Source organism: Hephaestia caeni (assembly GCF_003550065.1).
Lineage (GTDB): Bacteria > Pseudomonadota > Alphaproteobacteria > Sphingomonadales > Sphingomonadaceae > Sphingomonas > Sphingomonas caeni_A.
Genome location: NZ_QXDC01000004.1, coordinates 106035 through 127202, shown reverse-complemented (window position 1 = coordinate 127202; position 21168 = coordinate 106035). Strand labels below are relative to the sequence as shown.

Sequence of the window (21168 nt, the reverse complement as noted above, 5' to 3'; positions counted from 1 at the left end):
TGGCCGGTATAGCGTTGCTGCCCATTCGCGAGGACGGCACGGGCCGGATTCGGCCTCGAGCGCCTGGCTCGCGGGTTTCGATGGTCGCTTAAGGTGCGGCCGTCGGATGGGACGCCATTTTTCCCCAGCGCTTCCGAATCGGCCGTTCGCGGTTCTTGGTCATCGCGCGCTTAGCCGATAAGCATCTGGATCAAGGACGCGCGGATACGGTGTTCATGACGATCGATCAAGTCGCCATCATAATCCTGCTGGGCACCATGTTCGTCGCTTACGCGCTCGACCGTTTCCGGGTGGAACTGGTGGCGCTGACCGGGCTGGCAACGGCCTTCGCGATCGGGCTGGTTCCCTCGACCGCACTGTTCGGCGGCTTTTCGAGCCCGGCGGTGATCACGGTCGTCGAAATCCTGCTGATCGTCTCGGTGCTGGCGCGGACGCGCGCGGTGGAATCGTTCGCGCGGCTGATCGTCGACCGCGCCGGGGGCGAGCGAATCGCGCTGGCGATATTGTGCGCGGCGGCGGCGTTCGTCTCGGTGTTCATGAACAATATCGGGGCGCTGGCGCTGATCTTTCCGGTAGCGCTGTCGGTGTGTACGCGGCTGGGGATCGCGCCCGCGCGGATGCTGATGCCGCTGTCGTTCGCGACCCTGATGGGGGGCATGTGCTCGCTCACCGGCACCCCCGCCAACCTGATCGTCAACGATTGGAAGGTGGCGCAGACGGGGGGCGGGTTCGGCTATTTCGCGTTCGGTTCGGTAGGGGGGCCGATCGCCATGCTCGGCATCGGCTGGATGGTGATCGTGGCGCCGCGTTTGTTCCGGCGGTTCGAACCCGATGTGAGCGCGGCCGCCGGGACGCCGGGCGCGTTCGTCACCGAATTGCGGGCGCTGCCCGGATCGGCGCTGGTCGGCTTGTCGGCGGCTGCGATCGAGCAGCGTCATGCGTTGACGCTGCACGGCATCGTTCGCGATGGACGGCACGTTTTTGCACGGCGCGATACGATGCACGTCGAACCGGGGGATGTCGTGCTGGTCGAAGGCGGCCTCGACGCGCTCGACGCGATTCACCGCCCGACCGGGCCGGACGAGCGGATCGAGGCGGTCGTGACCCCCGACAGCTATCTGGTGGGATCGCGGATCGGTGCGCTCGACACATTGGCCGAGCGCGGTGTGCGGGTGATCGGCATCGCCAGCCGGCGGCGGCGGATAGAGGGCGGGTTCGGCGACCTCCAGATCGGCCTCGGCGACGTGCTGCTGCTCGCGGGCGAGCGCGAGGTGTTGCGCGAGGCGATCGTCGACGCGGGGCTGCTGGCGCTGATGCCGCAAGCCCCGGCAGCCGCGCGCCCCGATGCGTTCCTGTCGGTGGCGGTGTTCGCGATCGGGGTGGCGTCGACCGCACTCGGGCTGGTGCCGCCCGAAATCGCGTTCGGCGGCGTCGTGTTGGCGATGGCGCTGACCGGCTCGCTGCGGCTACGCAGCGGGTTGCAGGACGTCAACTGGACGATCGTGATCCTGCTGGCGTGCATGATCCCGCTGGGCATGGCGGTCGAACAAACCGGCGCGGCGCGCGTCATCGCCGACGCGGTCGTCGGCCATCTGCCGACGGCCGATCCGATCGTCGTCGTGGGGGCGACATTGGGGTTCGCAGCACTGCTCACGCCGTTCGTCGACAATGTTTCGGTCGCCGCGGTGCTGAGTCCGGTTGCCGCCGGGGTCGCGACGCGATCGGGGATACCGATCGAGCCGCTGCTGGTTGCGGTGGCGATCGGGGCGTCGCTCGATTTCCTGACGCCGTTCGGCCATCACAACAATGCGGTCGTGATGGGGGCGGCGGGGTATCGCTTCCGCGATTTTCCCAAGCTGGGGCTGCCGCTGCTGGCGGTGAACCTGATCGTCGCGTTGCTGGGGATCCGGGTGTTCTGGATATGACAGCCGCCCAAAATTCTGCTAGGTTCCCCATATTTCCACTAGGATTTGTTCGATGATCTCCAACAAGGCCCGTTATGCGTTCCGGGCGCTGCTCGCCATTGCCGAGATGCCCGATGGCCAGCCGCTGACGAGCGCCGAGATCGCGACGCGCCACGCCATCCCACACAAGTTCCTCGAACAGATCCTCGTCGATCTTCGCAATGCCGGGTTGCTCGAGAGTCGCCGCGGCAAGCACGGCGGCTATGTGATGCTGCGCCCCGCCGATATGATCACCTTCGGCGAGGTTTTGCGCCTGTTCGAAGGTCCGTTGGCGCCGCTGCCTTGCCTGTCGCGCCAGGCCTATCGGCGGTGCGAGGATTGCGTCAACGAACAGGCGTGCGACATCCGACGCGAATTCGGCCGCGCCTATGATGCGTATCGGGCGATTCTCGATAACCGCACGCTCGGCCATGCGTTGACGCGCGAGGAGGGCGAGCGCCAGGACGACAAAAGCGCACGCCGAAGCGCCTGAAAGCGAAACTTCAGTTGCTTTAGCCTACTACACAGGTAGGTTATAAGGGCTTAACGGCTCTGGAGGCACTGATGATCGAACGGGGACAGCGTTTTCTACAGGTTTCGCAGCCGCGCGCGCGCGGTCGGCGCTGGTTCGGGGCGGCGATCGGGGCGCTGGCCGTCTTCGCGTTGGCCGGCTGCGGCTCCAAGACGTCGGCCGACAAAGCGGCGAACGGTGGCGCGATCGAGCTGCTCAACGTCTCCTACGATCCGACGCGCGAGCTTTACAAAGACATCAACGCCGCGTTCGCCGCGCAGTGGAAGGCCGAGCACGGCCAGGACGTGACGATCAACATGAGCCACGGCGGCTCGGGCAAGCAATCGCGCGCGGTGATCGACGGGCTCGAGGCCGATGTCGTCACGCTGGCGCTCGCCTATGACGTCGATGCGATCGCGCAGAACAGCAATGTGCTCGCCAGGGACTGGGAGCAGCGCCTGCCCGATGCCAGCGCGCCCTACACCTCGACGATCGTGTTTCTCGTCCGCAAGGGCAACCCCAAGCATATCCGGGATTGGGGCGATCTGGTGAAGCCCGGCGTGGCGGTGATCACGCCCAATCCCAAGACGAGCGGCGGCGCGCGGTGGAATTTCCTCGCGGCCTGGGCGTACGGTCGCAAGACCGGCGGGTCGGACGCGGCGGCGGAGAAATTCGTCGGCGACCTCTTCGGTCACGTGCCGGTGCTCGATTCGGGCGCGCGCGGGGCGACGACGACCTTCGTCGAACGCGGCATCGGCGACGTGTTGCTTGCCTGGGAGAACGAGGCATTCCTGGCGCAAAAGGAGCTGGGCGCCGGCAAGTTCGATATCGTCGTGCCGTCGATCTCGATCCTCGCCGAACCGTCGGTCGCGCTGGTCGACGCCAACGCGACCAAGCACGGCACGACCGCCGTGGCCGAGGCATATCTCAAGTTCCTCTACACGCCCGAGGCGCAGGAACTGATCGCCAAAAACTATTATCGCCCGCGCAACGCCGATGTGGCAGCCAAATATGCCGGCACCTTCCCGAAGCTCGATCTGGTGACGATCAAGGATTTCGGCGGCTGGCAGCAAGCGCAGACGACCTATTTCGCGGACGGCGGGGTGTTCGATCGCATCTTCTCCGGCATCAAACGCTAAGCTCCCATGCAGTCGGCGGAGATGGCGATCGACATGGGTGACGGGCGGGCGTGGCACCGCTCGTCACCCAAATCCAATCATCGCAGGGTCATTCCCGGATTCGGGCTTACGCTGGGGTTTACGATCACGTGGCTGTCGCTGATCGTCCTCGTTCCGCTGACCACGATCTTCATCCGCGCCGCGGGCATGGGCTGGGACGATTTCGTCGCGGTCGGCCTCTCGGCGCGCGCGCTCAAGGCGTATCAACTGAGCTTCGGCGCCTCGCTGGCAGCGGGGGGAATCAACACCGTCTTCGGGATGCTGGTCGCCTGGGTGCTGGTGCGGCAGGATTTTCCCGGCAAGCGCATCGTCAACGCGCTGGTCGACCTGCCCTTCGCGCTGCCCACCGCGGTCGCCGGCATCGCGCTCACCGCGCTTTATGCCGATAACGGCTGGTTCGGCGGCCTACTCGCGCCGCTCGGGATCAAGGTGGCGTTCACGCCCATAGGCGTGGTGGTGGCGCTGGTCTTCATCGGGCTCCCGTTCGTGGTGCGCTCGGTCGAGCCGGTGCTGGCCGATCTCGGCCAGGATGTCGAGGAAGCCGCCGCGACGCTCGGCGCGAGCGGGTGGCAGACCTTCCATCGCATCATCCTGCCCGCGATCGGCCCGGCGCTGCTGACCGGCTTCGCGCTCGCCTTCGCGCGTGGCGTGGGCGAATATGGTTCGCTGATCTTCATCGCGGGCAACATGCCGTATCGCACCGAGATCGCGCCGTTGCTGATCGTCACCCAGCTCGAACAGTTCGATTATGCGGGCGCGACCGCGATCGCGGCGGTGATGCTGATCGCGTCGTTCGCGCTGCTGCTGCTGATCAACCTGATCCAGGTCTGGTCGCGCAAGCGGGGGATGGCATGACGCGCGGCGCCGCATCGACCCCGCTCGCGCGCGCCGCGCTGCTCGGCATCGCGCTCGCCTTTCTGGGCGTGTTTCTCGTCGCGCCGCTGGTGGCGGTGTTCGCCGAGGCGCTGTCGAAGGGATTTGCCGCTTACGGCGCCGCGCTGATCGAGCGCGATGCATTGTCGGCGGTGCGGCTGACCTTGCTGGTCGCGGCGATCAGCGTGCCGCTCAACATCGTCTTCGGGCTGGCCGCGAGTTGGGCGATCGCCAAGTTCGATTTTCGCGGCAAAAGTGTGCTGATCACGCTGATCGACCTGCCGTTCTCGGTCTCGCCGGTGGTCTCGGGGCTGATCTATGTGCTGCTGTTCGGAGCGCAGGGCTGGTTCGGCCCGTGGCTGCGCGCGCACGATGTCGAGATCATCTTCGCCGTGCCCGGGCTCGTGCTGGCGACGATGTTCATCACCTTTCCCTTCGTCGCGCGCGAACTGATCCCGCTGATGCAGGAACAGGGGCGCGACGACGAGGAGGCTGCGCTGTCGCTGGGGGCGAGCGGGTGGCAGACGTTTCGCCGCGTGACGCTGCCCAATATCCGCTGGGGACTGCTTTACGGCGTGCTGCTGTGCAACGCGCGGGCGATGGGCGAATTCGGCGCGGTGTCGGTCGTCTCGGGCCATATCCGCGGCAAGACCAACACGATGCCGCTCCATGTCGAGATTCTCTACAACGAGTATAATTTCGCCGCCGCGTTCGCGGTGGCGTCGCTGCTGGCGCTGCTCGCGCTGGTGACCCTGACGCTCAAGAGCATCCTCGAATGGCGCTACGGCATCCACGGGAGGACAGGATATTGAGCATCAGGCTGACCGACATCTCGAAGCGGTTCGGCGCGTTCACCGCGCTAACCGACATCAACCTCACCGCGCGGCCGGGTGAGTTCCTCGCGCTGCTCGGGCCGTCGGGATCGGGCAAGACGACGTTGCTGAGGATCATCGCGGGGCTCGAGTTTCCCGAACGGGGGACAGTCCATTTCGAGGGTTCGGACATCACCGGGCTGAGCGTCGCCGAGCGACGGATCGGCTTCGTGTTTCAACAATATGCACTGTTCAAGCATATGACGGTGGCGGAGAATATCGGCTTCGGCCTGTCGGTGCGACCGCGGCGCGAGCGGCCGTCGCGCCGTGCGATCCGCGCGCGAGCGCAGGAATTGCTTGATCTCGTCCAGTTGGGCGATCTCGGCAACCGGCTGCCGGCGCAGCTTTCGGGCGGGCAGCGGCAGCGCGTGGCGCTGGCGCGTGCGCTCGCGGTCGACCCCACCCTGCTGCTGCTCGATGAGCCGTTCGGCGCGCTCGACGCCAAGGTGCGCAAGGAATTGCGCCACTGGCTGCGCGGTTTCCACGATCGCGTCGGGCTGACATCGATCTTCGTGACGCATGATCAGGGGGAAGCGCTCGAGGTCGCCGACCGCGTCGTCGTGATGAGCAACGGCGCGATCGAACAGATCGGGACGCCCGCCGAGGTCTATGACGCGCCCGCCAATGCCTTCGTGTTCGACTTTGTGGGCGAATCGAACCGCATCCCGGTGACGGCGGCTGACGGCAAGGCGATCTTTCGCGGCAGCGCGCTCGACGTCGATGCAAACGGGGTGCGCGGGCCGGGCGAATTGTTCTTCCGGCCGCACGACGCGCGGATCGGTAGCGTCGACGAGGTGGGGATCGACGCGATCGTCTCGCTCGTGCGTCCGCGTGAAGGGCGGGTCCGCGTCGAGAGCGCGATCGACGGCGTTTCCGGCCCGATCGAGCTTGATGTCGCGCCCGACGCGGCGCCAACGCCCGGACAGGCAATCCGTATCGTTCCCACACGAGCGCGCGTCTTTGCCGACCGCATCGCCGGGGCGCGGGCGGCATGAGCCTGGCACCGCAGCGCCTGGCCGCCGCCAATGCCGACGACGCGCAGATCGAGCGCGCGGTTGCCGCGGTACGCGACGCGCTGCGACGGCTGCGCTTCGGCAGCGTCGCGCTCACCGTTCACGAAGGCCGGGTGACCCTGATCGAGATCAGCGAAAAGCACCGCTTGGGCACCTGACCACCACTCCTGATGCCGACCGGACCACCGGAGGCGTCGCGATCCATCTGGAGGACTTATGATCGCACGCCCCGTTTTGATAGCCGCCCTGCTTGCCTCGGCGAGCGCTACTGTGCCCGCGCGGGCGCAGGACCAACAGGAAAAGAAGGACGCGCCGTTCACGCTTCAGCAGGCGCTGGGCGATCCCGATGGCCTGACGATCTCGGGCAGCGTGCGCGGCCGGTACGAAGTGCTCGGCAACCAGTTCCGCCCCGGGCTCGACCGGCATGACGATCTCGTCGTGCTGCGCACAACGCTGTTCGCCGAATATGACACCGGGCCGATCCGGATCGGCGGCGAGATCATGGATTCACGCGCCTATTTCGACGATGCGGGCAGTTCGGTATCGACCGGCGAGGTCAATGCGGCCGAACTGATCCAGGGCTATGTCGGAGTCGATCTCGACGATGCGCTGGGCAGTGGCTCTTCGACCAGCGTCGATGTCGGACGGTTCACGATGGATCTGGGATCTCGTCGCCTGGTGGGGCGCAACAATTTCCGTAACGCGACCAACGCGTTCGCCGGCATCCGTGCCGAATTCCGCGGCGCCGACAAGACCTATCTCACCGCCTTCTACGCGCTGCCGCTCAATCGCCTGCCGGGCGACAAGGCCGGTATCCTCGACAACAAGGTGATGTGGGATCGCGAGAGTTTCGACGTCGCCTTCTGGGGCGGCTTCCTCAACAAGCCGGCGCTTGCGGGCCGCGCCAATCTCGATTTCTATTTCTATGGGCTGACCGAGCGCGATTCGCCTGATTATCCGACCAAAAATCGCCATCTCTATACGCCGGGGATTCGCATTTTCTCCGACCCCAAGCCGGGCAAGACCGATTTCGAGATCGAGGGCGCCTATCAGTTTGGCCGCGCCCGTACCGGCACGACGGCGACAGCGCCCGAGCAGGACGTGTCGGCCTATTTCGTCCATGCCGAGATCGGCCATCAGTTCGACATCGCGTGGACGCCGCGGGTTTCGATCGAATATGACCGGGCGAGCGGCGATCGTGCCGGGGGCGGTTTCGGCCGGTTCGACAGCCTCTACGGCGTGCGGCGCCCCGATTACGGGCCGAGCAGCATCTATGGCCCGCTGGGCCGCAACAACATCGATTCGCCGGGCGTCCGGCTGGAGGTGACGCCGGACAAGCGCTGGGACGGTTTCGTGATGTACCGCGCGAACTGGCTCGACAGCGCGATCGACAGCTTCGCCAATACCGGCGTGCGCGACCCCGGTGGCGCATCGGGGCGTTTCGGCGGCCATCAGATCGAAGGCCGCGTGCGCTATTGGATTGTCCCCAAGCTGCTGCGGGTCGATACCGGCGCGGCTTTGCTGATCAACGGCCGGTTCCTGAACGACGCGCCCAACGCCAACGGCTTCGGCGACCCTGTTTATGGTTATTTCGACCTGACGGCGACGTTCTGATGGCGGCGGCGATGGCCGTCGCGCGGTATCTGCGATCGAGGCGGCAAGCCCTCAGGCGGATGCAGCGTTTTTGTGCAGGTGCCTCGCGTAGAGCGCTGCGCCGTAGCCGGGTTCGTGACGTGGCTCGATCACGCAATAGCCGCCCGATCGATCGAGCCGGGCGCAAAACGCCTCCCGCACCGCCGCCACATGGTTGAGGACGCCGCCCGACCAGGACAGCAGCGCCTGCTCGGTGTCGGCGAAACCGAGCGTGCGGCGTAGCGCGTCCGCCATACCGGCGAGTTCGATCGCGGCGTGGCGGTGGATCGCCCGCGCCGCGCGATCGCCGCGATCGGCGGCCGCGGCGACGATCGGCGCCAGCCCGGCGATCGCATCGCGCGTCAGGCCGTGCTCGCCCATGATCGCCGCGCACAGCCCGAGATCGGTGTCGAGGTGCAGCGCTTCGCGGAAACCCTCGTGCAGCGGCCCCTTGGCGAGGCGGCCGTCGCTCATCCGCGCGAAGGCGTCGAGCCCCTGGATCGCGATCCAATAGGCCGAGCCCTCGTCGCCGAAGACCTCGCCCCAACCGCCGACGCGCGCGGCGCGCCCCTGCCGTTCGCCATAGCCGATCGACCCGGTGCCCGCGACGATGTTGATCCCGTCTTCACAGGCGAGCGAGCCCGCCCAGCCGCACACCATGTCGTTGCCGCAGCGATAGCGCGCGTGGCCGAGGATGTCGCCGCACAGCCGGTCGAGCTGCGGGTCCACCTCGTCGTCCTCGCCGAACGCGGGCAGACCGAAGAAGACGTATGCAAACCCTGTCGGCGAAATGCCGAGCGTGCCGCAGATCACCGCGACACCCGCGCGAAGGACGCGCTCCGCCCCGTCGAGCCCGACCTGGAGATGATAGGTCGTCGGTTCGCGGTGGCTGGCGACGACGTTGCCCGCATCGTCGATGCAGACGAACTGCGTCTTGGTGCCGCCGCCGTCGACGCCCAGAAAATAGCGGACGGTCATGCCTTGAGGGGATGGATGCGAACGCCCCGGACGACGCGATTGACGGTGCCGGCGAGGTTGGGCGTGTCCGGCGTCATGCCCAGCGCGAGCGAGGCGTGGAGGGCGAAGAGCTGTGCCGGGACGATATAAGGGAACAGCAGATCGGCATCGTCAACCTTGTCGAGATGGCGGATCGCGAGCGTATCGTCGGCCTGCGCGTGTGCCGCGATCGTCACGATCGCTCCTGCCACCCGATCGCGGCGGAGTTCGGCGATGAGGTCGCGGTCATAGCGCGCGGTATACGGATCGTTCGAGACGAACACCACGATCAGCGTGTCCTTGTTGACCACCGTCTTCGGGCCGTGCCGAAAGCCCATCGGCGTGTCGAAGAACGTCACGATGCCGCCGTCGGTGAGTTCGAGCAACTTGAGCGCGGCCTCGCGTGCCAGCCCTTCGAACAAGCCGCTGCCGAGATAGACGACGCGCGCAAAGCGCTGCGCGGCGAGCGCGGCCATCTGCGCTTCCCCATCGGCGAGGATGCCCCCGACCGCGTCGGCGATCGCGGCGACGCGCGCGTCCAGTTTCCCGATGCCCGACAGGATCGACAAAGCGGCGAACATCATCGACGAGAAGCTCGATGTCATCGCGAACGCGCGGTCGTTCACCGCGTCGGGCAGGGTGACGACATAGCTGTCGGCCCCCGCATTCCGGGCGAGCGCACCTTCGGCGTTGCAGGTGATGACGAGATGATGGACGCGCGCGATCCGGGTATTGGCGATGTCGACCGCGGCGACGCTTTCGGGGCTGTTGCCCGAACGGCCGAACGACACCAGCAGCGTCGGCGTGTCGCGCTCGCAATAGAGATCGGGCGCGCTGACGATGTCGGTGGTGGCAACCGCGTCGACCCTGCGGCCGGTCTCGCGTGCGAGCCAGGGCGCGAGGCATTGGCCGACGAAGGCGGAGGTGCCCGCGCCGGTCAGCACGATGCGCACGTTCGGTCGCGCGAGGAGCGGGCTGATGAAACGCTCGATCGCCGCCGCCTGATCGCTGAGCAGGCGTTGCGTGTCGCGCAGCGTTTGCGGCTGCTGGAAGATTTCACGCCGCGTCCAGCACTCGGCGGCGTCGGCGCGCGGCGGGAGCACATCAGACATGAGGGTAGCAGGCTCCGTAATAGGCGTCGAGCGTGATCCCGATATGGGCGATCACGAGCGCGGCGGGATCGGTCGCGATGTCGTCGCGGCGCACTGCGGCGAAGGCGGCGGGCAGATACTGGCTGACGAGTCCCATCGGCGGCGGCGACCTTCGCAGGTTGGCGAAGAGCGTTTGCTGCGCGGCCACGATGGCGGGATCGGGCCAGTAATAGCGGATCCGGTCGCTGAGGCTGTATTGGAGCTGAAGATCGAGCGCGCGGCCCTGTTCGTGATAATATTTGCGCCAATTGGCCGGATCGGCCTTCATCCGCGCGAGTGTCACCTCGCGCATTGCGGCGCGGCCGTCGGCGATCCATTCGGCCTCGATCGCATCGAGCGCCCACAGCGCTTCACGCAGGGCGAAGGTAACGCCAGGGCCGACCTTGAGGACCGCGAAATGATCGCGCACCAACGCCGCGAGCGCCTGGGGCGGTTGATAGTCGGTCGAATGCGCCTCGAACACGATGTGATCGACCGGCTCGATCGCTGTGCTCAGCGCGCGCGCTTTCTCGGGGCGATAATCGACGACCTTGTCGTGATCGAATTCGACTCCCGGCTGGACGACCGTGGCGACCACGCGATCCCATGCGGCGCCGAGCCCGCGCTCATGGAACAGATCTCGGTGCATCGTGACCGTGGCGAGCGCGGCCTCGGGGGTGGTGACGGCGAGTTCATCAAGGTCCTCTGCCGCGCCGCCGGGCACCGGCACTTCGGTGCCGATGACGTAGACGGGGGCGTCATCGGGCGCACCGTCAAACGCCTGTTCGGCGGCACGGCAGAGGCGAGCGGCGCGATCGGCGATCAGGTGTTCGGGAAGGGGAACCGGATCGTCGGCGCAGCTCATCGAGCAATCGAGGTGGATCTTGCGAAACCCGGCGCGGACATAATCGGCCACCATGATCTCGGCCTTCGCCATCGCCGCTTCGGCGGGCAGCGCCGTCCAGGCGTTGGGGCCGAGATGATCGCCGCCGAGCACCAGCCGATCGAGCGGAAAGCCGACGCGCGCCGCGATCCCTTCGACGAACGACCGGAACGCGGCGGGGACCATGCCGGTATAGCCGCCGTCCTGATTGACCTGGTTCGAGGTCGCTTCGATCAGCACGATCGGGAGATCGTGCCGCAGCGCGTGGACGAAGGTCGCCTCGATCACCAGCGGGTGCGCCGAGCAGATCGAGGTGATGCCCACCCGTTCGCCCGATTTGTGCCGCGTAACCAACGCGCGGATCGCTTGCATGCCGGCTCCTTTCGCGCATCCGCATATAGGCGTTAAGCGCAGATAACGCAATAAAAAGAAACTAAACGAAATTATATGGCCGAGGAAAGCGGCGGCAAGGATGCCGTTTCGTCGTCCAGCGTTTCGTCAGCAGTGTCCGGTTCGATCGCGAGCAGCACCGCCGCCACCAGCGCCAGCGCGAGCCCCGCCAGCTTGAGCGGATTGGGAATCACCCCGGCGATCACGAGCGCAATGGCTGCGGTGACGAGCGGCGCACCCGCATTGCTGAGCGGTGCGACCACGATCGCCTTGCCGTAACGAAACGCGAACACCAGTGTCAGCGCGCCGATCGCGTTGAGCACCTGGATCCCCGCGGCGAGCAACGGCCCGTCCGCCCCCATGTTGATCGGCTGCGAAAAGTCGGTCATCGCATAAGCGGCCGGCGCCAGCGCAAGCCCGGCGACCATCATGTAGAAGAAGATGCTTTCGCCCGCCATGAAGCCGTTGGCGGCCTTCATGAAATAGGCCTGCACGCCCCAGCACGCCATCACGATCAGCGCGAGCACGAACCACGTCGATCCCTGCCCGCTGCCGCCAGCCTGCGGTATGAAATCGAATGTCGGAAGCGCCAGCAGCGCGAGCACGATGCCGATTACGCCGAGCTTGCCGGTCCGCTCACCGAGCAGGAAGAAGGAAAGCGCGATCGTCACGACCGGCGACAATGAGATGATCGGGAAGATGAGATACGCCGGCCCGCGGGTGATCGCGTAGAACAGCACCAACTGCCCGCCCGCGCCGAGCAGCCCGATCGCGAGGCCGTAGAGGATCGCGCGCGGCGTGCGATCGAACCGCCACTTGTTTTGTGCCAGCACGATCAGCGCCGGCGGGATCATCGTCAGCGACCAGATGCAATAGACGAGGGTCTCGGGGAAGCCGTGCTCGGGCGACAGGCTCGAAAACGCGCCCCAGAAACCCCAGAGCACGACGGTGGTGAGGGCATAGAGAAGCCACGCGCGATTCGCGCCGGCCCGCGCGATCACGCGGCGCCCCCCGTCATCGGGACGGCCTCGACAATCAGTGCGTGCGTGAAGCGTGCGGGGATCGTCGCAGCATCGGCCGTGACGATGCCGAGCCCGCGGCCGTTGATCGGATCGGTCAGCCGATAGCGCCCCTTGCCGAGCCCGCGCAGCGTGATCGGGCCATCCCAGCGATCGGCGAAGAAGGCGTAATGCATCGCGCCGTTCGCTTCGATTGCATGGGCTTCGGGCTTGTCGAAGCCGATATCGTAGAGCGCCCCGCGATAGCTGGCCTTGGCGAGTTGGTTCTTGTTGTAGAGCGCGACCCACTGGCGCCACACCGCTTCCTTCTCGGGGGTCAGCACGAAGCCGCCCGGGGGCAACGGATCGGTGGGTTTGTCGGTATCCTTGGGCCAGGTGAACTTGGTCGACGGGATCGCGCCGACGCCATAGCCCGACGCGAAATCGTCGCCGCCATCGCTCAGTTCGACATGATCGCTCGAAAAGGGCGCGGACGGGCCCATCAGCGCCTTGAAGGTCTTGCCCTTCGATCGCACCTGCCACGACGATTCGGGATCCGAGGCGGGGGTGTTGTTCATCGCGGGCATGTTGTGGAACGCGAACGAATCGCCGCACGGGCAGATTTCGATCACCGCCTGCGGGTTGATCGCCAGCGCGGTGTCGTACATCGCTTTCCAGAAATCCTGGAGCTTCTCGAACGATTCCTCGGGGCGTGCGTGGTGGTGCGCGGGATTGTAGCACGGCGCGACGCCGTTGAGATGCTGGCCGTCGAACTTGATGCCCTCAAACCCCCAGTCGCCGATCATCCGGCGGACATGGCCTTTGAAATATTCCACCACCGGCGCGTAGGCGGGGCACAAGGTATAGCTGTCCCACCACGTCACCTTCTGGCGTTGGCCGTCCTTGCCGAGCAGCAGCATATCGGCATGGTCGCGCAGCAGATCGGTGCCCGGGTCGGCGGCGAGCGGCGCGAACCACAGCCGCGGCTTCATGCCCGCCTGCTTAACGGTGTCGGCGAAGGCTTTGAGATCGGCGCCGCCGCGCGGAAACTTGGTACGGTCGATCTTCCAATCGCCTTCCGACGTCTGCCAGCCGTCGTCGAGCACCACCCATTCGAGCCCGACCGCTTTGGCTTTGGGCAGCGTGCCGTAGACCTGCGCCGTCGTGAAATTGCGTTCATAACCCCAGGCGCACCAGATCGGCGCGTAGCTCGATTCGGGGATGTCCGGCGCCGCGAGGCCGCGCTCTGCCATCACCTTGCGATAGGTGTTGAGCGGCCGGAAATAATCGCCCTCGTGTGCCATCAGGAACACGCGCGGCAAGGTCAGCGCCTCGCCGGGTTTGAGGAGCGCCGGCTGATCGCCCTCGATCCCGAGCGCTGTACCATGCGGCCGGTGTGCCACCGGCAGCGAGACGAGCCGGGGGACCGTTTCGATATGCCCGACCGCAAGCCCGGCATCGGGCCGCCAGACCACCGCGATGGGAGTGCCGCCGCCATAATCCGATCCGTTCATGCCCATGAAATTGTGCTGATCGAACCCGGCCTTGACCGGCTGCACCCAATCGCGCCGATCGGGGAAGGAGGCGCCTGCGAAGGTCCATGCGCCCGCCGGATGGGCGAGCAATTGATGCGACGCGGCGCGCCAGCGCGCGACGCTGACCGCCGCCTTGCCGGTGTTGCGATAGCGCGTGTCGATCAATGCGAGGCCGGGATAGCGATCGTGGAACGCGATCTCGACGGTCTTTTCCAGATCGGCGCCCGCCGCGCCGCGTAGCCGATGAAGCGTCCCGGCGCCGTGCGGGGCGGATGCGGGCAGCGCGTGCGTCTCATGATCGAGCAGGATGAAGCGATCGATGGTCTCGCCGCCGGCCAGGCGCAGCGTATCGCTCGCCTCCATGTCGGTCAGCGGCTTGCCGCGGAGCGCGATCCGGCTGTGCATCGACCCGTCGATGTCGATGCTGATCGTGCCGTCGGAGAGCGTCGCCGAGGCCGGGGCGGCGGCGAGGGTGGGGCGGGGGGAGAGGGTGGCAAACATCATGACGGCGCTGCCGCCGAGCAGCGTGGCAATGGTTCCTCGGCGCGAAACGGCGCGGTCCAGCATGATCTTCCTCACCTCCATCCTGTGGGGCGGCCGGCTTCCCCGCCGCGTCCTCCGGGAAAAGGCTTGCACTGGAAAGCTGCGTAACGCAAGTTTAAAAGCACGATACATAACGCGTTATATTTCGTTTTCGCGCGAAGGAGCAGGATATGTGGATCAAAGGAGTCGTCTCGGCATTGGCGATCATGGCGGCGGCCGGTGCGCAGGCGCAGCAAAATTCCCGGCAAACCTACAGCGAGCGGGATTTCGCGACGGTGCCGAAGTTCGACGCCCATGTTCACGCCAACGACGACAGCCCCGCATTCCTCGAGATCGCCCGCAAGGATGGATTCGAGCTGCTGTCGATCAATGTCGACTATCCCGATTTCCCGCCGATCGACACGCAGGCGCGGCTGGCGGAGAAGTTCCACAAGGCCGATCCGGCGCATTTCCACTATGCGACGACCTTCTCAATGAAGGGATTCGGCACGCCGGGATGGAGCGGGCGGGTGCTGCAAACGCTCGATGCGGCGTTCGCCAAGGGCGCGATCGCGGTCAAGGTCTGGAAGAATATCGGCATGGTCGAGAACGATGCCAACGGAAAGCGCGTCTTCCTCGATGATCCGCGCTTCGATCCGGTCATGGCGCACATCCGGCAGGCGCACGTCCCGCTGATCGCGCACCAAGGCGAACCCAGGAATTGCTGGCTGCCGCTCGATCAGATGACGACCGACAACGATCGCAGCTACTTCAAGGCGCATCCCAATTATTACATGTATCTCCACCCCGAGGAGCCGAGCTACGAAATGATCATGGCGGCGCGCGATCGCTTCGTCGCGTTCCATCCCCGTCTGCCGTTCGTCGGCGCCCATCTCGCCAGCCTCGAATGGAACGTCGATCGGGTGGCCGAATTCCTCGATCGTTTCCCCAATGCGACGGTCGACATGGCCGCGCGGATGAGCGAGTTGCAGCACCAGTCCAACCAGGATTACGAGCGTGTCCGCGCGTTTCTGATCAAATATCAGGACCGGCTGCTCTACGGCACCGATCTGACCGCGAGCCCGCCGGGGCCCGACGCTCTCGCGCAAAACCCGCCGATGACCGACGATTTCGTGCAGGAGGCCGATAGCGTGTGGCGATCGGACTGGCGCTATCTCGCCACCCCGAACAGCCAGCATATCGCCGCGCTCGATGCTGAGGTGAAGGGGCTGGCGCTGCCGCGGACGGTGATCGACAAAATCTATTACAAGAACGCCCGCCGGGTGTTCCTGAAGGGCGCGTGATCGCGCGCCGCGCGTCAGGCGAGATGGACGCCGAAATTCATTCGTTCGCCCGCCGCGCGAATATCGTCGGGCAGGGGCCCATCGGTCACCAGATCGTCGACCTCGTCGATGCTGACGATGCGGTGCAGGCAGATCCGGCCGAATTTCGAGCGATCGGTGACGACGATGACCTGGCGCGTGGCCTGCACCATCGCGCGGTTGAGCATGGCTTCGGGCTCGTAATGCGTGGTGATCCCGCGTTCGACGTCGAACCCGTCGACGCCGAGGAAAAGTTTGTCGACGTGCAGATCGGCGAGCGCACCTGTCGTTTGCGCGCCGTAAAAGGCCATGTTCCGGCGGCGCAAGGCCCCCCCGAGCATGACCGCGTTGATCCGTGCCTTGCGCGTCAGCACCGACAGGATGTCGAAATCGTTGGTGAGGACGGTGATGGTCTCATCGTCGGGCAGGTGGCGCGCGATCTGGAGCGTGGTCGTCCCCGAATCGAGCACGATCGAATCGCCGGGCTGCACCATCGCCGCGGCGATCTCGCCGATGCGTACCTTCTCGTCGGTATGCGTCGCACGCTTGGTATCGAGCCCGGGTTCGGTGACGGCGTTGATCGCCCCGGCCAGGATCGCGCCCCCATAAGAGCGCTCGGTGATCCCGCGTTCGCTCAGGAAATGGAGATCCTTGCGAATCGTCTGCATCGACACGCCGAATTGCCGCGCGAGCGGCGCGACCTGGACGCTGCCCCGTTCGCGCACCATCGCGCTGATCTGCTGGCGCCGTGCGCTCGTATCGCGTGTAACTGGCAAGATTCTGAACCCCTGGATCTCCCTACTCTCCTATCAAGCTGCACAAGCGCAATCAATCTCGCCAACTTGTTTCGCTAAATTTCGTTTTGACAGCAATGCGGGTATTGAGATAGCGTCTAAACGCAACATAAATGCAAATCGAAAGAAAGAGTCGTCACGAGGCGGCGCGACAGAAAGGGAGAGGAATGGTTTTAGGCAGGTGCACGCGCGCGTTAGCGATGGCCGGGGCGAGCAGTCTGGCGCTGCTGGCGGCGGCTCCGGCGATCGGTCAGGTCGCGTCGACGCCCGATTCCGAGGCTGATACGGTCGCGGCCGGGCAGCAGGCCGGGATCGGCGACCAGGCCGCCAGCGACGCGCAGGAGATCGTCGTTCGCGGCGTGCGCGGCAGCCTGTTGCGATCGATCGAGGCGAAGCGCAATTCGGGCACGATCGTCGATGCCATCTCGGCCGAAGAACTCGGCAAATTCCCCGATCGCAATGTCGCCGAGGCGCTCGCCAACATTCCGGGCGTCACGGTGGGGCGGGACGGCCGCGGGCAGGGGCGCACCGTTACCGTCCGCGGGCTGGGCGAGGAATTCGCGATCACCACGCTCAACGGTCGCATCTTGCCGACCGACTCGACCGACCGCGCCTTCGCGTTCGATGTGTTGCCCGCGGAGATGATCTCGGGCGCCGAAGTCACCAAGGCGGTGCAGGCCTCTGCGCTCGAAGGGAGCATCGGCGGCAATATCGACCTGCGCACCGCGCGCCCGTTCGACCATGACGGGTTGCGCCTGTCGGGCTCGATCGAGGGCCAGTACAACGATCTTTCGGAGAAGATGGGTTATAAGGCGTCGGGCGTCGTCAGCGATACGTTCGCCGACAACACCTTCGGCGTTTTGCTGTCGGCGACCTATTCCTCGACCAAGCTGCGCACCGACAATCTCGGCGAATATTCCCCCGCCAGCGATACCGAGGAGGGCCAGCAGTTCGATTTCAACGGCAACGGCACGATCGACGACGACGGGCAGGAATATGTCTGGCCCGATTTCTATTCGAACGGCGTCGTGCTGGGGCAGCGCAAGCGGCTCGGCCTGTCGGGCGCGGTCCAGTGGAAGCCGAGCGACCGGATGACGATCACGCTCGACGGCTTGTACAGCCATTACAAGGACATCCAGCACAATTACCGCCAGTCCAACTTCCTGAGCCCGCGCAACGATCTCGATTCGCCGGTCAAATGGGATCCCGCGAGCGTGCGCGTCGACGAGAACAACGTCGTCACCAATTTCACGATCAACGATCTCGTCGCCGAGGTGCTGACGACCGACGAGCCGCGGACGGTGGATACCTATCAGATCGGCGGGCATATCGACTGGAAGCCGATCGACAGCCTGACGGTCGCGATCGACGGCTATCGCGGGCAGGCGACGCGCAATTCGGGCGCCAAGGAGCGTTTCGTCGTCGCGGGCGTGCTCGATGCGTCGGCCGATTTCGCGACCCGCAACGGTGCGTTGCCCGATCTCGCGATCACCATCCCCGGCGGGCGGCCGCTGTCGGAGGCGACCAACGACGATTACCGCGCGCATTATATCGGGATCGGCGGTGACGACCTGAAGGACGAAACCCAGGGCGCCCGGCTCGATGCGACGCTGGAAACCTTTGCCGGGGTGCTGAAATCGGTTTCCGCCGGGGCGACCTGGACCGATCGCAAGAAGCGCGACACCGTGATCGACAACCTTGCGACCGAGTGCAATTTCTGCGGCTATCCCTTTACCTTCGGCCAGATCGGCGCCGATGTGATCCGCGGCTTCCCGGTGGACAATCTGCTGTTCAAGCAGCCCGGCAATTTTCCGCGCGGTTTCGCGTCGTTCGATATTGACACCTATCTGAACGCGCTGCCCGATGCCGAGAACAACCCCGCGGTGCTCAACCCCGAAACGGGCGAGCCCTATCCGTCGGGCTATGCCAACCAGATCATCCAGCCCGATCTGCCGCTGTCGTTCCGCATTTCGGAGCGCACCTTCGGCGGGTACGTCCAGGCCAATTTCGAGGGTGCCAACTGGCGCGGCGACATCGGCGTGCGCGTCGTCAACACGCGCGTCTCGTCGAACGGCTTTTCGACCACGATCAAGAGCATCGTCAAACGCGCGGGCAACCAGGCCGATTACAACGTCCAGTTCAACGAATCCGTCCCCGAGACGGGCGGCGGCAAATACACCAAGATCCTGCCCTCGGTGAATTTCGCCTATGATCTGACGGGGGAGCTGCGCTTGCGGCTGGCGGCATCGAAGGCGATCGCGCGGCCGACCTTCGCGCAATTGTCGCCGGCGAGCGACGCCTCATCGGCGCAATCGGGGACGTTCATCATCTTCGATGCCGGCAATCCCGATCTGAAGCCGACAACCGCCGACCAGTTCGACATCTCGCTCGAATATTACCGGTCGGACAAGCTCGCGCTGACGCTTGCCGGCTTCTACAAGCACATCAAGAGTTTCGTGACCTCGATGCCCGTCGATGTCACGATCGCGCCCACCGATCAGCCGGCGGGCGAGCCGGCATCGTTCGATTTCACCCGCGTTCAGGTGCTCAACGGCGATTCGGCGAACGTCTACGGCATCGAGGCGGGCGCGCAATATTTCCTCGACAACGGCTTCGGCATCCAGGCCAATGCGACGTACAACCATTCGCGCGCCAAGAGCGGCGACGTGACCACCGATCTGCCCGGGGCGATCCCGTTTTCGGCGAACCTCAAGCTGTTCTACGCAGGCCACGGCATCAACGCGCAGGTTTCGTACAATTACGCGTCGCGCTATGTGCAGGCGCAGTCCGGGCTGATCGATTATCTGCCGATCAAGGAAGACCCGTATCATGAAATGTCGGCGAGCCTCGCCTACGACCTGACCGACCATTTCCAGGTCTATGTCGAGGGATCGAACCTGCTCGGCTCGGCGATCGAGCGGTTCAACCTCTATCGCAACGTCCCCGATTTCTACGAATATTCGGGCCGGAGCTTCTTCTTCGGCGTGCGCGGCCGCCTGTAGGAGCGGACCGCGGCATGGATCGGCGTGACTTCCTGAAAGTGGGGGCGGGGTCTGCCGCCGTCGCCGCCGCCTTCGGGGCGCGCGCGGCGCGTGGCGAGCTGCCCGACCATAATTGGGCCGGATACGATTGGGGGCCGGGGCCGGACGTCCACGACCGCCTCTATCAGGGGCCATTCCCCAATTACGGCCCGGCGGCGATCGCGCCCGGTGGCGATGTCGTGATGGGGACCACGCCGTCGCGCGAGATCGTCCCCAATTTCGGCATGGGGCTCACCGCCTATGTGTCGGGCGACATCGGCCCGCCACGGCTCCCCGGCCAGACGCTCGAACGATCGATCGAGGATATCGTCAGCCTGCCGTTCACGCAGAAGGTCTATCTGCGGCCCAATTGGCGCGAGGTGCAGACAAGGCCGGGGCGGCTCGACCTGCCCGATTGGTGGCGGATCACCTTCGATCTGGCGCGCGCGTACGGCAAAAGGGTGGGGTTTCGGATCATGCTCGAAAACCCCGATTTCGCCGAGCCGGGGATGCCCGCGTTCCTGATCGACAAGGTTCCTTCGGTGCCGCTCGAGGGGGTATGGGCCGGGGATCGATCGCAGGTGCGCTACGCCAAGAAACACGCGCTGCCGCGCTACGACCATCCCGCGTATCAGGCCGCGTTCGAGGAGTTGAACGCGCTGCTCGCCGATCAATTCAACGGCAGCCCCGACGTCGAATATATGGATACGATGATGTACGGCTTCTGGGGCGAAGGGCATGCTTGGCCGTTCGAGGGCAATGTCTTTCCCGACGATGCCAGCGCCGAACGCACCTGGCGCAAGATGATGGACAGCCAGGTGCGCCGTTGGACGACAACGCCGCTGGTCACCAACACCCAGCCCGATTTCAACCATGTCGGCAACGCCGCGATGCTCGACCGGAGCGTGCGTTCGGGCAATTGGATTCGAAGCGACACGATCTTCATCGAGAACACGCAGATCGAGGCGCTCAGCAATCGGCCGGCGTGGACCGCCGCGATCAGCGAAGTCGGGATGACGACCGGCGCGCCGGATCAGCTCGGGCTCGTCGACGGCGTCACCAGGAACGAGCAGATCATCGATCATGTGCTCGCGGTGGGGGCGAATTACTGGTCGATCTGGAACTGGCACAACATCGCTGCCGCCAACGTGCTCAGTTACTACGAGCGCTACCCCGAGCCGATCGACCGGATCGCACGGCGGATCGGCTACCGTGTCTATCCCGCTTTCATCTGGGCGTTCGAGCGCGAGGGCGGCGCGGGGCTGGTGATCGGGCTCGCCAATGACGGGGTGGCGGGCGTGCCCGGCGTGTTGCGCCTCACGCTGCGGCGCGAGAATGGAGAGGTCGTGGCGAGCGGCTGCGTCGATCCGGGTTATCCTCGGCCGTCGGGTATCCGCCAGGCGTTGCTGCCGCTGCCGGGGATCAGGGACTGGGCCGGCCTGCGCCTCAGCGCCGAAATCGAGGTCAAGAGCGCGCGCTACCCGATGCGCTGGGCGTGCCGGCAGACGCTGAACGCCGATGGGTCGCTGACGCTGCGACGCAATCTGTAGGCCCGC

Annotated in this window: 17 protein-coding genes; 11 read left to right on the top strand and 6 right to left on the bottom strand. The window is 65.6% G+C overall.

Annotated features, from left to right (window positions below):
- Positions 1 to 215: 215 nt before the first annotated feature.
- The 8 genes from DFR49_RS15045 (at position 216) to DFR49_RS15010 (ending at position 8004) form a co-directional block, all read left to right on the top strand.
- Entirely contained in the window at positions 216 to 1925 is a 1710-nt protein-coding gene (locus DFR49_RS15045) for an SLC13 family permease (RefSeq protein ID WP_147373713.1), read from the top strand.
- Positions 1926 to 1977: 52 nt separating this feature from the next.
- The gene (locus tag DFR49_RS15040; protein WP_119036550.1) at positions 1978 to 2436 is read left to right on the top strand and encodes an RrF2 family transcriptional regulator; all 459 of its coding nucleotides are present in this window, start codon (positions 1978 to 1980) and stop codon (positions 2434 to 2436) included.
- 71 nt (positions 2437 to 2507) lie between these two features.
- Entirely contained in the window at positions 2508 to 3593 is a 1086-nt protein-coding gene (locus DFR49_RS15035; RefSeq protein WP_119036549.1) for a sulfate ABC transporter substrate-binding protein, read from the top strand.
- A 6-nt stretch (positions 3594 to 3599) separates the two neighbouring features.
- On the top strand, positions 3600 to 4487 hold the full coding sequence (gene cysT, locus DFR49_RS15030) for a sulfate ABC transporter permease subunit CysT (protein ID WP_245968593.1): 888 nt from the start codon (positions 3600 to 3602) through the stop codon (positions 4485 to 4487).
- Positions 4484 to 5317, top strand: coding sequence for a sulfate ABC transporter permease subunit CysW (cysW, locus tag DFR49_RS15025; protein WP_119036548.1), 834 nt, complete (start codon positions 4484 to 4486; stop codon positions 5315 to 5317). The genes cysT and cysW overlap by 4 nt, the downstream gene beginning before the upstream one ends.
- Positions 5314 to 6372 (top strand): sulfate/molybdate ABC transporter ATP-binding protein, encoded by a 1059-nt coding sequence (locus tag DFR49_RS15020; RefSeq protein ID WP_119036547.1) that lies wholly within the window; start codon positions 5314 to 5316, stop codon positions 6370 to 6372. The genes cysW and DFR49_RS15020 overlap by 4 nt, the downstream gene beginning before the upstream one ends.
- Positions 6369 to 6548 carry a YezD family protein gene (locus tag DFR49_RS15015; protein ID WP_119036546.1) on the top strand — a complete coding sequence of 60 codons (180 nt, stop codon included), beginning with the start codon at positions 6369 to 6371 and terminating at the stop codon, positions 6546 to 6548. Before DFR49_RS15020 ends, DFR49_RS15015 begins: the two co-directional genes overlap by 4 nt.
- Before the next feature lie 58 nt (positions 6549 to 6606).
- Positions 6607 to 8004 (top strand): alginate export family protein, encoded by a 1398-nt coding sequence (locus DFR49_RS15010; RefSeq protein WP_119036545.1) that lies wholly within the window; start codon positions 6607 to 6609, stop codon positions 8002 to 8004.
- 51 nt (positions 8005 to 8055) lie between these two features.
- On the opposite strand, the gene DFR49_RS15005 is transcribed toward DFR49_RS15010, so the two are convergent.
- The 5 genes from DFR49_RS15005 to DFR49_RS14985 form a co-directional block, all read right to left on the bottom strand.
- A complete protein-coding gene (locus DFR49_RS15005) occupies positions 8056 to 9000 on the bottom strand; it encodes an N-acetylglucosamine kinase (protein WP_119036544.1) in 945 nt (314 codons plus the stop codon).
- A complete protein-coding gene (locus DFR49_RS15000; RefSeq protein WP_119036543.1) occupies positions 8997 to 10130 on the bottom strand; it encodes an SIS domain-containing protein in 1134 nt (377 codons plus the stop codon). The genes DFR49_RS15005 and DFR49_RS15000 overlap by 4 nt, the downstream gene beginning before the upstream one ends.
- Positions 10123 to 11403 carry a D-tagatose-bisphosphate aldolase, class II, non-catalytic subunit gene (locus DFR49_RS14995; RefSeq protein WP_119036542.1) on the bottom strand — a complete coding sequence of 427 codons (1281 nt, stop codon included), beginning with the start codon at positions 11401 to 11403 and terminating at the stop codon, positions 10123 to 10125. Before DFR49_RS14995 ends, DFR49_RS15000 begins: the two co-directional genes overlap by 8 nt.
- Positions 11404 to 11474: 71 nt before the next feature.
- Positions 11475 to 12422: a DMT family transporter gene (locus DFR49_RS14990; RefSeq protein ID WP_119036541.1), complete on the bottom strand. Its 948-nt coding sequence runs from the start codon at positions 12420 to 12422 to the stop codon at positions 11475 to 11477.
- The gene (locus DFR49_RS14985) at positions 12419 to 14521 is read right to left on the bottom strand and encodes a glycoside hydrolase family 36 protein (protein WP_119036540.1); all 2103 of its coding nucleotides are present in this window, start codon (positions 14519 to 14521) and stop codon (positions 12419 to 12421) included. The genes DFR49_RS14990 and DFR49_RS14985 overlap by 4 nt, the downstream gene beginning before the upstream one ends.
- A 146-nt stretch (positions 14522 to 14667) precedes the next feature.
- Here DFR49_RS14985 and DFR49_RS14980 point away from each other — a divergent pair, with 146 nt between their 5' ends.
- Positions 14668 to 15780, top strand: coding sequence for an amidohydrolase family protein (locus tag DFR49_RS14980; protein WP_119036539.1), 1113 nt, complete (start codon positions 14668 to 14670; stop codon positions 15778 to 15780).
- Positions 15781 to 15794: 14 nt separating this feature from the next.
- Here DFR49_RS14980 and agaR read toward each other — a convergent pair whose 3' ends face one another.
- On the bottom strand, positions 15795 to 16574 hold the full coding sequence (agaR, locus tag DFR49_RS14975) for a transcriptional repressor AgaR (protein WP_119036538.1): 780 nt from the start codon (positions 16572 to 16574) through the stop codon (positions 15795 to 15797).
- A 218-nt stretch (positions 16575 to 16792) separates the two neighbouring features.
- Between agaR and DFR49_RS14970 the strand changes: the two genes are divergently transcribed.
- Both DFR49_RS14970 and DFR49_RS14965 read left to right on the top strand, forming a co-directional pair.
- Positions 16793 to 19594 (top strand): TonB-dependent receptor, encoded by a 2802-nt coding sequence (locus DFR49_RS14970; protein ID WP_170151032.1) that lies wholly within the window; start codon positions 16793 to 16795, stop codon positions 19592 to 19594.
- A 14-nt stretch (positions 19595 to 19608) separates the two neighbouring features.
- On the top strand, positions 19609 to 21162 hold the full coding sequence (locus DFR49_RS14965; RefSeq protein WP_211325911.1) for a hypothetical protein: 1554 nt from the start codon (positions 19609 to 19611) through the stop codon (positions 21160 to 21162).
- The last annotated feature ends 6 nt before the right edge of the window (positions 21163 to 21168 follow it).

Bases quoted from the DNA above. Each gene is read 5' to 3' on its own strand.
- DFR49_RS15045 (WP_147373713.1), top strand. From the start codon at position 216: ATGACGATCGATCAAGTCGCCATCATAATCCTGCTGGGCACCATGTTC.
- DFR49_RS15040 (WP_119036550.1), top strand. From the start codon at position 1,978: ATGATCTCCAACAAGGCCCGTTATGCGTTCCGGGCGCTGCTCGCCATT.
- DFR49_RS15035 (WP_119036549.1), top strand. From the start codon at position 2,508: ATGATCGAACGGGGACAGCGTTTTCTACAGGTTTCGCAGCCGCGCGCG.
- cysT (WP_245968593.1), top strand. From the start codon at position 3,600: ATGCAGTCGGCGGAGATGGCGATCGACATGGGTGACGGGCGGGCGTGG.
- cysW (WP_119036548.1), top strand. From the start codon at position 4,484: ATGACGCGCGGCGCCGCATCGACCCCGCTCGCGCGCGCCGCGCTGCTC.
- DFR49_RS15015 (WP_119036546.1), top strand. From the start codon at position 6,369: ATGAGCCTGGCACCGCAGCGCCTGGCCGCCGCCAATGCCGACGACGCG.
- DFR49_RS15010 (WP_119036545.1), top strand. From the start codon at position 6,607: ATGATCGCACGCCCCGTTTTGATAGCCGCCCTGCTTGCCTCGGCGAGC.
- DFR49_RS15005 (WP_119036544.1), bottom strand. From the start codon at position 9,000: ATGACCGTCCGCTATTTTCTGGGCGTCGACGGCGGCGGCACCAAGACG.
- DFR49_RS15000 (WP_119036543.1), bottom strand. From the start codon at position 10,130: ATGTCTGATGTGCTCCCGCCGCGCGCCGACGCCGCCGAGTGCTGGACG.
- DFR49_RS14995 (WP_119036542.1), bottom strand. From the start codon at position 11,403: ATGCAAGCGATCCGCGCGTTGGTTACGCGGCACAAATCGGGCGAACGG.
- DFR49_RS14985 (WP_119036540.1), bottom strand. From the start codon at position 14,521: ATGCTGGACCGCGCCGTTTCGCGCCGAGGAACCATTGCCACGCTGCTC.
- DFR49_RS14980 (WP_119036539.1), top strand. From the start codon at position 14,668: ATGTGGATCAAAGGAGTCGTCTCGGCATTGGCGATCATGGCGGCGGCC.
- DFR49_RS14970 (WP_170151032.1), top strand. From the start codon at position 16,793: ATGGCCGGGGCGAGCAGTCTGGCGCTGCTGGCGGCGGCTCCGGCGATC.
- DFR49_RS14965 (WP_211325911.1), top strand. From the start codon at position 19,609: ATGGATCGGCGTGACTTCCTGAAAGTGGGGGCGGGGTCTGCCGCCGTC.